Source organism: Streptomyces uncialis (genome assembly GCF_036250755.1).
GTDB lineage: Bacteria > Actinomycetota > Actinomycetes > Streptomycetales > Streptomycetaceae > Streptomyces > Streptomyces uncialis.
Window position 1 is genome coordinate 9,058,162 of the sequence record NZ_CP109583.1, and the last position, 11,770, is coordinate 9,069,931.

12 protein-coding genes and 1 pseudogene are annotated in these 11,770 nt (G+C 71.4%); 4 read left to right on the plus strand and 9 right to left on the minus strand.

Annotated elements, in window-relative coordinates; translation table 11 throughout:
- Positions 1-638: 638 nt before the first annotated feature.
- Together OG711_RS37950 and OG711_RS37955 are read left to right on the plus strand one after the other, a co-directional pair.
- Positions 639-2,048 (plus strand): DEAD/DEAH box helicase, encoded by a 1,410-nt coding sequence (locus tag OG711_RS37950; RefSeq protein WP_329563484.1) that lies wholly within the window; start codon positions 639-641, stop codon positions 2,046-2,048.
- An 81-nt stretch (positions 2,049-2,129) separates the two neighbouring features.
- Positions 2,130-2,468, plus strand: a complete 339-nt coding sequence (locus tag OG711_RS37955; RefSeq protein WP_073787957.1) for a thioredoxin family protein — start codon at positions 2,130-2,132, stop codon at positions 2,466-2,468.
- A 470-nt stretch (positions 2,469-2,938) separates the two neighbouring features.
- Here OG711_RS37955 and OG711_RS37960 read toward each other — a convergent pair whose 3' ends face one another.
- From OG711_RS37960 to OG711_RS37990, 7 genes and pseudogenes are all read right to left on the minus strand, one after another.
- On the minus strand, positions 2,939-3,262 hold the full coding sequence (locus OG711_RS37960; RefSeq protein ID WP_329563487.1) for an STAS domain-containing protein: 324 nt from the start codon (positions 3,260-3,262) through the stop codon (positions 2,939-2,941).
- Between the two features lie 149 nt (positions 3,263-3,411).
- The gene (locus tag OG711_RS37965) at positions 3,412-3,861 is read right to left on the minus strand and encodes an ATP-binding protein (protein ID WP_073787953.1); all 450 of its coding nucleotides are present in this window, start codon (positions 3,859-3,861) and stop codon (positions 3,412-3,414) included.
- Positions 3,862-4,076: 215 nt separating this feature from the next.
- Complete coding sequence (locus OG711_RS37970; RefSeq protein WP_329563490.1) at positions 4,077-5,426, minus strand: PP2C family protein-serine/threonine phosphatase; 1,350 nt, start codon at positions 5,424-5,426, stop codon at positions 4,077-4,079.
- Positions 5,423-6,661 carry an ATP-binding SpoIIE family protein phosphatase gene (locus tag OG711_RS37975; RefSeq protein WP_329563492.1) on the minus strand — a complete coding sequence of 413 codons (1,239 nt, stop codon included), beginning with the start codon at positions 6,659-6,661 and terminating at the stop codon, positions 5,423-5,425. Before OG711_RS37975 ends, OG711_RS37970 begins: the two co-directional genes overlap by 4 nt.
- Positions 6,649-6,990, minus strand: a complete 342-nt coding sequence (locus OG711_RS37980; protein WP_245876808.1) for an ATP-binding protein — start codon at positions 6,988-6,990, stop codon at positions 6,649-6,651. Before OG711_RS37980 ends, OG711_RS37975 begins: the two co-directional genes overlap by 13 nt.
- A gap of 155 nt (positions 6,991-7,145) precedes the next feature.
- Positions 7,146-7,499, minus strand: a pseudogene (locus tag OG711_RS37985) (STAS domain-containing protein); the annotation flags it as partial.
- Positions 7,496-8,350 carry an STAS domain-containing protein gene (locus tag OG711_RS37990; RefSeq protein ID WP_385926156.1) on the minus strand — a complete coding sequence of 285 codons (855 nt, stop codon included), beginning with the start codon at positions 8,348-8,350 and terminating at the stop codon, positions 7,496-7,498. The pseudogene OG711_RS37985 and the gene OG711_RS37990, both read right to left, overlap by 4 nt.
- 654 nt (positions 8,351-9,004) lie before the next feature.
- Here OG711_RS37990 and OG711_RS37995 point away from each other — a divergent pair.
- The gene (locus OG711_RS37995; protein WP_329563495.1) at positions 9,005-9,484 is read left to right on the plus strand and encodes a ricin-type beta-trefoil lectin domain protein; all 480 of its coding nucleotides are present in this window, start codon (positions 9,005-9,007) and stop codon (positions 9,482-9,484) included.
- A 769-nt stretch (positions 9,485-10,253) separates the two neighbouring features.
- Here OG711_RS37995 and OG711_RS38000 read toward each other — a convergent pair.
- Positions 10,254-10,634 carry a profilin gene (locus tag OG711_RS38000; protein ID WP_073787938.1) on the minus strand — a complete coding sequence of 127 codons (381 nt, stop codon included), beginning with the start codon at positions 10,632-10,634 and terminating at the stop codon, positions 10,254-10,256.
- 499 nt (positions 10,635-11,133) lie between these two features.
- Complete coding sequence (locus tag OG711_RS38005; protein WP_266510683.1) at positions 11,134-11,376, minus strand: fucose-binding lectin II; 243 nt, start codon at positions 11,374-11,376, stop codon at positions 11,134-11,136.
- Here OG711_RS38005 and OG711_RS38010 point away from each other — a divergent pair.
- Positions 11,354-11,614, plus strand: a complete 261-nt coding sequence (locus OG711_RS38010) for a hypothetical protein (RefSeq protein WP_329563497.1) — start codon at positions 11,354-11,356, stop codon at positions 11,612-11,614. The genes OG711_RS38005 and OG711_RS38010 overlap by 23 nt on opposite strands.
- The last annotated feature ends 156 nt before the right edge of the window (positions 11,615-11,770 follow it).

Consider the following 11,770-nt stretch of genomic DNA (forward strand, 5'->3'; position numbering starts at 1 on the left):
GCAACGCCCTCACCGCCTGCCTCGGCGCGGGCTCGGACGGCAAGCAGACCGAAGAACGCTACGCCACCCCGCCGCGGAGACCGTCCGTGGACAGGCCCGCCCCGGACGGCTCCTCCTCACCAGCGACGACGCCTACGAGCCCTACGGCGACGACGATCACGTCCTGACCGACTACCTCACCGGCGTGCCGCGCGCGTCCGCCCGGCGCCTGGTGGAGAACGCTGTCTGCCGGGCGCGGGCGGGGCCCGGTCCGTACGCGGACAATGCCACCGCTCCTTGCCGCCCCTCTCACCTGACGACGACCGGAGGGGTCCTCCCTCCTCGGCTTCGGCCGGCCCGACGGCAGGGACGCTGAAGCCAGCCTGGCTGCTCGTTCCCGGCTGAGCTGCGGGAGCTCTCGCAGCTCACTCACAAAGCCAGGTTTCGGTGGTCCTGGGCGGTGAGACATTCGCAGGGTGGTGATGTGGCCGGCGCTGGGAGCCGCGCGAGAACGAGTCCGTCACCGGCCGGGCGGCGGGACGGCTGACGTGAGTCCGGCGCTGGTAAGGTCGGGGGTCACGCTCGCAGACAACCGGGGCCCGTGCCGGACAAGGCACGGGCCCCGGCCCGTTCAGGGCATCGAAATGAGGAAGGACCCCATGAAGGCGAAGCAGCCCTCCTTCGGCCGCTCCGGACCAGGCAGGTCTGACCAGGGGAGGGCCCCGCAGGGCGAGCTCTCAGTGCCGGGGACGTCGGCCCCCGGCCTTCCGCCGGCCGTGTCCTTCGCGGACCTGGAACTGCCGGTCGAGCTGATGAGGGTGCTGGCGGAGCTCGGCGTACGGGATCCGTTCCCGATCCAGGCGGCCATCCTGCCCAGCGCGCTGGCCAGCCGGGACGTCCTGGGCCGCGCGCGGACCGGATCGGGGAAAACCCTCGCCTTCGGGCTGGCGCTCCTCGCCCGTACGGCGGGCCATCGCGCCGAACCGAAGCGCCCCCTCGCGCTGGTCCTGGTGCCGACGAGGGAACTCGCGCAGCAGGTGAGCGAGGTGCTGGCTCCCTATGCGGAGGCGCTCGGACTACGGTCGGTGACCGTGGTGGGCGGGCTGGCGATCAACCGGCAGGCGGCGGCTCTCCGGGCAGGTGCCGAGGTCGTGGTGGCGACGCCGGGACGGCTGGCCGATCTCGTCACCCGGCGGGACTGCCACCTGGACCGGGTACGGATCGCGGTGCTGGACGAGGCGGACCAGATGTGCGACATGGGCTTCCTGCCGCAGGTCTCGCAGATCCTGGAGCAGGTTCCCCGCGGCGGGCAGCGGATGCTGTTCTCCGCGACGCTCGACCGGAACGTCGATCAACTTGTCAGGGACCATCTGAGTGAGCCGGTGCTCGCCACGGTCGACCGGGCGGAGGGTTCGGTCGCGACGATGGAGCACCACGTGCTGAACGTCCATCCCGCCGACAAATACGCGACAGCCACCGAGATCGCGGCCCGGGACGGGCGGGTGCTGATGTTCCTGGACACCAAGCACGCTGTGGATCAGTTCACCCGCCATCTGCGGAGCAGCGGCATCAAGGCAGGTGCTCTGCACAGCGGGAAGTCGCAGCCGCAGCGAACGCACACGCTGGCCCGGTTCAAGGACGGCGCGATCACGGTGCTGGTCGCCACCAACGTTGCCGCCCGTGGCATCCACGTCGAGCAGCTGGACCTCGTCGTCAACGTCGATCCTCCCTCCGAACCCAAGGACTACCTCCACCGCGGCGGGCGCACCGCGCGTGCCGGCGAGTCCGGCAGTGTGGTCACCCTGGTCACGCCAAGCCAGCGCCGGGACGTGAACCGGATGATGTCGGATGCCGGCATCCGGCCCACGGTCACCCAGGTCCGCTCCGGCGAGGAGAGGCTGACCACGATCACCGGCGCGAAGCGCCCGCCGGTGCAGGACAAGGCAAACACCGGCAACGCGGCCTTCCGGGGTCTGGGCGCCCGCCCGCCGAAGGAATCCCGGAAAGCCGCGGAGGCGCGCATGATGGCAGAGGCCCGCAAGGCCGGCCGTGTGCGCAAGGCCCACTGACGGGCGGTGCGCGCCACCTCGGGCAGCAGACACAAGGAGGCACCCACTGCCTCACGTCGAGTGCAGCGTCAAGGAGTGCCGATGGCAGACAGGGTCCATCAACCCCAGGAGGACGCCGAGTTCGAGTTCATCCTGGCGAGGGCGGACGTCCCGGTACTCGCGTACTTCCACGGGGTGTGGCCCAAGGCCGTGGCAGCATGCAAGGAAATGGAGCCCCTGGTGCGGGAGGCGGCCGACGCCTACCAGGGGCGGCTGATCGTCGTGCGGGCCGACATCGCCAGGTGCCCCGGCCCGGTACGGCGGTACGGCGTCACCGGCGCGCCCTCCTTCGTGCTGATCGATCGGGGCGAGGCGACTGCGGCCGGGAGCGGTCCGATGGCCGGGGCCGCGCTCAGGGAGTTCTTGGACGCCCACCTGTGAGCAGGCCGCATACCGGCTGGCGAGATGGTGTCCCGCCGCACCGAGGTGTGCGAAGAGCTGGGCCTGGCCACTACTTCCCCGTGAGGTGACGGCGCGTTCACAGCCGGTGAGGGAGTCCGCAGATGTGGACCGGCGGCGCGATGTGTCCGCCGCCACGGCTCGAACCCGCCCGTCCGGCCCAGTGGGAGGTGAAGGCACGGGAACCGGCCGCACTCCAGCGTCTGCCCGCGCCGCCCGCCCCCTGGTCCTGATCGGACCCCCGAGCCCACTGGTCCGGTGGCGTCTGGGGATGACGGGCACCTTCGGGGTGTTCGCCCACCGCCCGGCTCTGACGGCAGCCGTCGCGTAACCTCCCGCCACCTGACGCGAGGCACAGGCAAGGCGCGCGACCGCACCTGGTGGGCCCGCCTTCGTGGAGATGAGTGCCGCAACGCCCTGCCGGGGAGACGTACGCGGGTACCCGTGGTGGCTCAGGTGGGCGGGGTCCGGTCGATGGGGAACAAGGCGATCGCGCCGGTCATCTCCAGAAGGTTCAGCACCTGCCGGGGCGGTCCGGCGAGGCGCAGGACGTGGCCTGCTTCCTGCGCGTGGAGGCGGGCGCCGAGGAGCACGTTGAGTCCTGAGGAGTCGCAGAAGGTCAGGTCGCTGAGGTCGACGGTCACTGCGGCGGATCCGGGCGCCGCTTCGATGGCCTTCTCGAGGTCGACGCGGAGTGCTTGCGCCCGGTCCATGTCCAGCTCGCCGGTCACACGGATCACGATGGGCTGCGATGCCCCCTTCTGCTCGTGCTGCACGCTCTTCTTTCCTCCGGGTATCGGGTATCGGGTGTGGGGGTGGGACAGACCGTACCTGCAAGGCGCGCAGCGTCGTCCGGCACTCGCTGCCTGGTCCGCTTCGGTGCCGGGGCGGTGGGCAGCATGGCGAGGAGTGGGACGGGTGACCCTCAGCTGTCCGCGGGGCCGGCCAGGGCGACGGCCGCGGTGATGCGTTTGCCGCCGGGTTCCCGCTCGATGCGCAAGGTCTGCGCGGAGGCCGCGACAATTTCGAGCCCGTGTCGGCCGATGCGATAAGGGTCGGGTGCCAGAATCGTCGGCAGGGCGGGGTTGCTGTCCCGGACGCTCACCTCGACGCAGACGTCGCGGAGTTCGAGGGTCAGCAGGTAGGGGCCGGGGGCGTACTTGCGGGCGTTCGTGACGAGTTCGCTGACCACGAGTTCGACGAGTTCCGCGGCGAGGCCGGAGACGGGCACACCGTGCTCGTTCCGCAGGCCGGCGAGGAACGTGTGGGCCCTGGCGCGGGCCTGCGCGACGGCTTCCGTGCCGTGGAACTGCGTGGAGGATTTGAGCGCACCGGCTTGCAGCTGCTCGTCGTTGCCGTCCGCAGCCTGGTCCATGGAGCCTGCCTTACCTGCCGAGCGCCTGTTCACCTGGTCGCTTCCCTCGCACACCCTACGGACCCGGCCCGACGGTCCCGCCGCAGCACCCGAGCACCCGACACCGACCGACGGGACGCCGCGGGTGCGGAAGGTACCTGCCCTCAAGGGGGAAACGGCCGGGACCCGGTCAGGGTTCCGGCCGGTGCGCTCACGCGGAGGCGGGGGCGCGGGCTTCATACGGGGGGCCGGATTCTGGCGGTGAAGATGATGATGTCGTCGTCGGGATCCCCGGCGAATGCCTCCGTGAGTTTCATGCAGAGGGCTTCGGGTTCCTCGGGGCCGGTCGCGGCGGTGGCGGCGAGGAGATCGAGACGGGCGTAGAGGTCGCTGTCGCGGTTCTCGATGAGTCCGTCGGTGATCATGAGGAGTCGGCTGCCGGGCTCGACGGTGTGGCTGACAGCGGGCGGCTGGGGCAGCCCGATGCCGAGCAGGGGGCCGTGTTCGCGCAGAAACCGCGGCGGGCCGTCCGGCGGCAGGAGCAGTGGCGGCAGGTGACCGGCGTTGGCGATGTGGATACGCGTGTTGCCGGGTTCGATCAGGGCGATGCACAGGCTGGTGGTCCAGCCGGGCTGGTGCAGGCCCATCAGGTGGTCGAGGTGTTCCAGCAGGGTGTGAGGGGGGTGCCCCTGGGCGGCGTAGGCGCGGAGGGCGTGGCGGAGCTGGCCCATGACCATGGCGGCCTGCATGGAGTGCCCGGCGACGTCGCCCACGGCCAGGAGGAGTCCGTGGGGGGTGTGAAGGGCTTCGTAGAAGTCGCCGCCGATCTCGGCCGTGGTGGTGGAGGGCAGGTAGCGGAAGGCGAGTTCGACGCCGGGGCTGTCCGGGAGGCTGGTCGGCAGGAAGGAGCGCTGGAGGGTCAGGGCGAGTTCGTGTTCTTCCCCGTAGCGCTGGACGACGTCCTTGTGCTCGACGGTGAGTTCCGCGTAGAGGGCCATCACCCCGGCGTTGGTCTCGGTGAGTTCCTCGTTGAGGCGTTCGAGCTCGTCGCGCTGGGCGTGTGCCTCCTCCAGCGCGGCCATCAGGTCGCGGGTCTGTGCCCGCAGGTCGTCGATCGCGCTCGCGGGCGCATCCGCCTCCAGAAGCGCCGCGACCTGGTCCATGTCCGGGACCGGGGCGGATGCCGGGAGCGGGCAGACGATGTCGATCCGGCCGCCGACGCCGTCGGAAGCCGCGGCCCCACGTACCCGGGCGTGCAGGGCAGACTCGTAACTCGTCTGCGGCAGCAGCCGGGTGACCGAGGCCAGCGACTCGTTGCTCGGCGTGCGGTCGTCGCGCCACCGCAGTGAAGCCCTCAGCGCGGGCGGCTCCCGGAGCACGTCGAAGGTGACGGTCATCGGCGCGGGACGCAGCAGGTCACGCCCCAGCTCACTGAGGGCGGTGGCGAGGCGGACCTGGTCGCGGTTGTCGAGGCCGACGGCCTGAGCGACGAACTTGGCCCGCCGCCGCAGGGCGAACACGTCCTGCTCGGTGGCGACCGCTGTGGCCAGGCCGGCGGCTCGGCTGCGGGGGGCGGGCACGTTCACCAGGCTCCCTTGGCGATCACGACGCTGGCGTCGTCGCGACGGGTCCCGGCATGACGCAGGAGTCCGGCGGCTATCACGGCGGGCGGGTGGTGGAGCAGCGTGGCCAGGTCCCCGGGTCTCCAGCGTTCACTCAGTCCGTCGGAGTGCATCACCAGCGTTCCGCCGGCAGGCATCCGCTGTTCGTAGGTGCGCAGCTGGCGCATCTGGCTGCCGACGATCCCGGGATGGGAGAGCAGGTTCGCTCGGGTCCCCGTGGTGACGACGGAGGCGGCGATGTTCCCGATGCCGCAGAACAGCAGCCGCCCACCCGCCTCCAGGCGGGCCACGGCCACCGCGGCCCCACGGGTCCCGCGCAAGGCCCGGTGCACCTCCTCCACCACTTGCTCGGGGGTACGGCCGGCCCCTGTCCGAAAGGCATGGACGGCGGCCTGCGAGGCGCGCGCGGCCATCGGGCCGTGGCCGAGCCCGTCGCACGACATCACCAGCACCCCCTGCCCCGGCCCCTCAGCGGCACCGCGAACGAGCTCCGAGCGCTCGCCCGCCTGCCGCGACGAGCGCACCGGTTCCGCCGCGGCGTGCCGCGCGGCCCTGTGACCCGTTCCGGCCGCGGTCATGGCCGACCAGTCCGGCACGGCGCCGGAGCCGGTCAGACGGGATCCGCTCTGCTCGGCCGGTACCCGTGCGGCCTCCTCACCCGCACCCGCGTCGGTGCGTGCGGCCCATGCGTCACCACAGACAACCTCACCGCCGATGGGCCTCGTGATGCCGCCCACGACTGCCTCACCGGCCACCGAAGCCGGCAGGGGGCGGGGCCAGAACCGGGCCAGCTGCACGGTACCGACGCCCGGCACGGAGTGAACATCGAACCGGTCCGCCAGACGCTTCACCGAGCCCAGGCCGATGCCCAGAGTCCCGATCGTCGATACCCCGTCACGCAAGGCCGCCGGTACATCGGCCATGCCCGGCCCGGTGTCGAGCACGAGCACCTCGACACCGGCCACCGCGGGATCGCGCAGCACACGCAGCAGTACGGAGCCGTCGTTGCTGTGCTTGGTGACGTTCGTCGCCAATTCGGCGACGGCGAGCACCAGCTGGGCAGTGCGGTGCTCTCCCAGTCCGACACGCCGGCCCAGAGCGGCGGCCGCACCGCGAGCGGCGTCGGGCTGATCACGGAACCAGGCGACGTCCTCGCAGTCCAGCAGCAGCGGCTTGCCCACGGCGATCACCGGGCCCACTTGGTGATGGTGACGGTGGTGCCGCGACCCGGCCCGGTGTCCAGGACGAAGTCGTCGACCAGTCGCTTGGACCCGGACAGGCCAAGGCCCATACCGCTGCCCGAGGTCCAGCCGTCGGTCATCGCCAGGTCGGTGTCGGGGATGCCGGGCCCCTCATCGGCGAAGACCAGGCGTACACCGCGGCGACCTCTTTCCTCGACCAGTGCGGCCGTCATCGCGCCACCACCGCCGTAGATGAGGGTGTTACGGGCCAGCTCGCTGGCCGCGGTGATCAGCTTGGTCTGCTCCACCAGGGACAGCCTGCACTCCTGGGCCAGGGCGCGGACCATCTGCCGGGCCTGAACGACGCCGGCGTTGGCGGAGATCTCCAGCACCTGAGGGTCACGACCAAGGCCGCTCACTGCCCGGCCGCGGAATCCGGCGCCACGCCCTCATCCCCGAAATCACCCCAGGCATCCGCCGTCGTATCGGCCACCGCGTTCCTGCGGGCCCGTGCCAGGACCTTCAGGCCCTTGTCCAAGGTGAGCGCGGTGCGCACCCCGCCCAGCGAGAGCCCGAGCTCGACGAGGGTGATGGCGACAGCCGGACGCATGCCGACCACGACGGTCTGGGCGTCCAGCAGGCGGGAGATGGAGGCGATGGTGGACAGCATCCGGCCCACGAAGGAGTCCACGATCTCCACGGCGGTGATGTCGATGACCACCCCGTGCGCGCCGGAGTCCACGACCGCGGCGGCGAGGTCGTCCTGCAATTGCAGCACCGCCTGGTCGTCCAGATCCGTCTGGATGGACACCAGCAGTACTTGTCCGATCCGAAGGACCGGTACCTGCTCGCTCACCGGCTACCGGCCTGCGGGGCGGTACGCGAGAAGGTCACACCGGAGCGGCGCAGCGCGTGCCGCAGGGCGTCGGCGAGGGTGGCCTTGGTGACGATGTCACCGAAGTCGATCCCCAGCGCCACGATCGTCTGCGCGATCTGCGGCCGGATCCCCGAGATCGTGCACTCCGCACCCATCAGGCGCGCGGCGACGACCGTCTTGAGCAGGTGCTGGGCGACCTCGGTGTCGACCGCGGGGACACCGGTGATGTCGATGATGGCCTGCTCGGAGCCCGTGTCGATCAGAGCCTGGAGCATCTTCTCCATCACGACCATGGTGCGCGCCGAGTCCAGGGTGCCGACCAGCGGAACACCGATGACCCCGTCCCACAGCTTCACCACCGGCGTGGAAAGCTCCATCAGCTGCTCGGCCTGCGCCGAGATCAGCTCCTCTCGGGTACGCGTGTACACCTCGATGGTGAACAGGCCCAGGTAGTCCAGCAGGGCGGCGAACTTCAGGTACACAGGGACATCGCTGTCCTTGCCGTCCAGCGCCGGCTCCAGAACCTCCTTGAGCGCGAACACGCTCACCGCGGTCTCGGTCGGGGTGAACCCCTGCTGGGCCCGGGTCCGCGACAGCTCGGTCAGCAGGGCGCGGACCTCGCCGAAGGCCTCCGCACGCCCGTCCAGGTGTCCCTCACCCAGGGCGGCCACCAGGGCGCCGTACAGCTCCTGCAGTTCGCGCTGGACCTCTCCGCGGCTGACGCGCCCACCCAGCGAACCGGTGACCTTGTCCGCCCACTCCGAGGCCAGGTCCTCACCGCGAACCGACAACAAGCCGATCAGGCGATCCGATATTTTTTCATCCGCCACAGCACACATCCCGTTCTCAAAGGGACCGGCGGGCCCCTCCCGGACTCTAAGGCACCGTGCCGGACGAGTGATACCGCATCTGACATCGCGTGATCTTGCGCACTGGCGGGGGCGAATCACCGGTGGGCTGGAGCCCTGCCGACGACCGAGGGCCGGTGTGTGGCGGGCGGCCGGTCGCGGGTGATGGGGCGGTGGAGCTGATGGCGGGGAAGCGGGAGACGAACCCGGCGGGAGCGCTGCCCTCGACCCCGTCCAGCGGGTCGCCGCCGGCCGCGCTCACCGGCAGGTCGCAGCGCTGCGGTGCCGCAGGAGTGTCCGCGGGACCGGACGGCCGCCCCGGAAACGCGGGTGACCACATCGGTGGCCGGGCCGCGGACGATGCACTGCCTCGGAAGGCTGAGTTCTGCTGCCTCTCGCTGTGGGCGCGGCCGTCCGTCCTGCCTCCGGGGCCCGGGTTCCGCCGGCCGCTCCGCTCGACCAGTCCGGGTGCCTGTCAGCTCGGCGCCCGTGGCCTGCTCGTTCGGATGAACGGGTGACGTGGATCTGTCGGCCGGTCAGCAGCCGCTGCTACCAATGGTCTTGCGCCCGGGCCCGGGCCGGGAAGCATCTCATGGCCGTGCATGAACCGCATGCCTACAGGAACGGATTCCACCCATGGCAATCGCATTCCGCAGGACGCTCGCCCTCGCCGCGCTGGCCCTGACGGCCTCGCTCCTCCCGGCCACCGGGGCGGGGGCCTCGGAGACCGCCGCCCCGTCCCAGCGTGTCCCCGGCCGCTACTGTCTGGCCAACGCCTGGGGCACGCCGGACATCTCGAGCAAGCCGTGCGACAACGCCGACCGCGGCCAGCAGTGGACCGTCTCGGGGCAGCAGATCTCCCTCACCAACGCGCGGGGTTACTGTCTCGCCAACGCCTGGGGCACCCCGGGCATCTCCACGAAGCCGTGCGACCCCGCCGACCAGGGCCAGTACTGGTCCGTCTCGGGGCAGCAGATCTCCCTCACCTTCGACTCGGCCTACTGTCTCGCCAACGCCTGGGGAACCCCGAACATCTCGACCAAGCCGTGCGACAGCGCCGACCGCGGCCAGCACTGGGTGATCTTCAACAACCAGATCAGCCTCGCCCTCGCCTGAGGCCCACCCCACCGCCGTGCCCGGACCGCACTCAACAGCCCCGGACACGGCGGCCCCCACACCCTCACCGGTGACGCTCGCACCACGACCTAGATCGCCCTGGTCACCAGGCCCGTGACGCTGCGAGCCATCGCCCGCTGGATGCGCCACCACAGCGCCCGCGGGCGCATCCTCGGCAGAAAGCGGATCTCCCACCCGCGGACGCACGGTCTGCCCGGGGGAGCAGACACCGACGCCACTGTGCCGTCCACCGGACTCCGGGCTGATGCCCGTCCGGTGGAGCGCGCCGCATCGCCTGTGGGCACGCGCCGTGGTGCGTACGGAGGCGGAGGCCACGTGGTGCGTGGGAAACGCTCCGGCGGTGCGGCCTGCGGCGCGCCGATTCCGTCCACGGCGGCCCGCAGGAACGCCTTCCCCGGCGCTGACCGGGAGCCGCGCAGCACCCGCGTGCGGGCCCCGGCCTGTTCTGGCCGCGGGCCCGCACGCATGGTGGGGCAGGATCAGCCGGGCTGGTCGCCGGTGCAGCGGTAGATGCCGCCGCCGGCCGGCCAGCGGCGGCATCCTGGGCCTGACGTTCTCGGACCGGCCTGGGTGGAGCGACGCGACACCGCTGCGCACCACGGAACCGCAGCCTGACACCACCTGCGGCCCGAAACGGACCGGACATGCCACCGGGTCACGGGGGCATCATGTCCCGGGCCCGGCGCCAGGCGCCGCGCGTGCGCCCGGTTCCCCGCCCGGCCGGGCGGCTCCCGCTGGGCGGGCCTTTCTAGTCGCCTTGCTCGATGAGGCGGTCGGCGAGCTGTTCCACGACCAGTGCGGCGTCGCCCGGCTGCTGTGTCTCGTTGTAGCGGCCGATGAGGATGCTCTGGTTGGTCTTGACCAGGACGACGCCGGTGGCGCCCTTCTTGCCGTAGACCGAGCGGGAGTCCCCCTTGATCCCCATGTACTTGACACCGCTGACGGTGACGCCCTTGGCGAAGACGTCGGCCGGCTTCCTGAACAGTGCCACGATGGCGGCGCCCTCGCCGGGCTTGAGCAGCCCGGCGGTTGTCGCCCGGGTGTTCCCGTTCGCGGCGTCGATGATGGCCGCGGCCTGGACCCGGCCCGAACCCACAAGATCGTTGTCCACGTACGACTGCCAGGACATGGCATACCTTCTCTCGGCAGAACAGCGGTGAACCGAGCCCGGTCGCGGGTCACGGCCCGGGAAGGCTGCCGCTCTCCCGGCGTGCGGAAACGCACGGTGGGATCATGTGACTGGGAACTGACGCTCTGTCACTCGTCGGAGTGAACGGGCCCCGCATGTCCCGGCCACCCAGGCCTCCCGGTCGCCTCCGGTCGCAGCTGGGTGGGACGAAGGGGCACGGCCTGTCCGGCCGTGCCCCTTGCTTCACGGAAGATGTGCCCGTGCCCGTGCCCGGTGGTTCGGTCCGGCCGTGAGCGGCCCGACAGGCCCGATGGCGAGCGGGCTTTCCGATCCTCTTCCCGGCCCTTCGTCCCGCACCGGTCACGCTCGCGGTTGGTCGGTGCTGGTGTCCCCGCATACGGCATCCCTGGCCGGAAGCGGGGCGGGAGTGCAGCGTGGGTGTGATCGTGCGCACCGGTCATCCCCGGGAGCGGGTGGCCGACTTGTCCGGGGTGTGGGTCTAGCGGGGTGTGTGCCAGCTGAACTCGATGATGGCGTCGTTGTAGTCGGAGTCGTCGCCGTTCTCGGCGACGATGATCAGCATGTTGTAGGTGCCGATGCTGTAGGGCCCGCCGTTGTTGAGCTTGCTCGGCTTGCCCGACTCCCCGCCGTCGCTGTACGTGAAGGTGCCCTGGAGGGGGCTGCTGTTGGGGCGGGTGAGGGTGGTCGTCCCCTGCGGGGTGGCACCGGCCCAGGACGACATCCTGGACCTGCGCGCGCTGGGCCAGCGGTCCCGCACACTGGCGGGCATCAGAACCCCCAAGTCCGTCGACCTGCGCACGATCCGGCAACGCTGGCTGCGCGATCTGCTGCGGACCTGGACGATCCAGCAGCGCCCCGGAGCGGACGAGTTCGGCCGCACACTGCGCGGGGTGGAGCTTGCTTCCCGGGCCCGCGCGCCCCGCCCGGAGCCGAAGCACGGGCGGAGCTGGCGGTGGTGAGCGCCTGCCATCTCGCTGACGCCGCCACCCCGACGGCGTGGAGCACGGGCGCGGCCGAGGATGCTCTGGACGCGATCGGCGTCCTGGGCGCCGCCCTCTCGCGGATCAGCCCGGAGACCGCCGGGGCCCTCGCCGCCGTGGCGGCGGCCACCACCG

Bases quoted from the DNA above. Each gene is read 5' to 3' on its own strand.
- OG711_RS37950 (WP_329563484.1), top strand. From the start codon at position 639: ATGAAGGCGAAGCAGCCCTCCTTCGGCCGCTCCGGACCAGGCAGGTCT.
- OG711_RS37955 (WP_073787957.1), top strand. From the start codon at position 2,130: ATGGCAGACAGGGTCCATCAACCCCAGGAGGACGCCGAGTTCGAGTTC.
- OG711_RS37965 (WP_073787953.1), bottom strand. From the start codon at position 3,861: ATGGACCAGGCTGCGGACGGCAACGACGAGCAGCTGCAAGCCGGTGCG.
- OG711_RS37980 (WP_245876808.1), bottom strand. From the start codon at position 6,990: ATGGTCCGCGCCCTGGCCCAGGAGTGCAGGCTGTCCCTGGTGGAGCAG.
- OG711_RS37995 (WP_329563495.1), top strand. From the start codon at position 9,005: ATGGCAATCGCATTCCGCAGGACGCTCGCCCTCGCCGCGCTGGCCCTG.
- OG711_RS38000 (WP_073787938.1), bottom strand. From the start codon at position 10,634: ATGTCCTGGCAGTCGTACGTGGACAACGATCTTGTGGGTTCGGGCCGG.
- OG711_RS38005 (WP_266510683.1), bottom strand. From the start codon at position 11,376: ATGTCGTCCTGGGCCGGTGCCACCCCGCAGGGGACGACCACCCTCACC.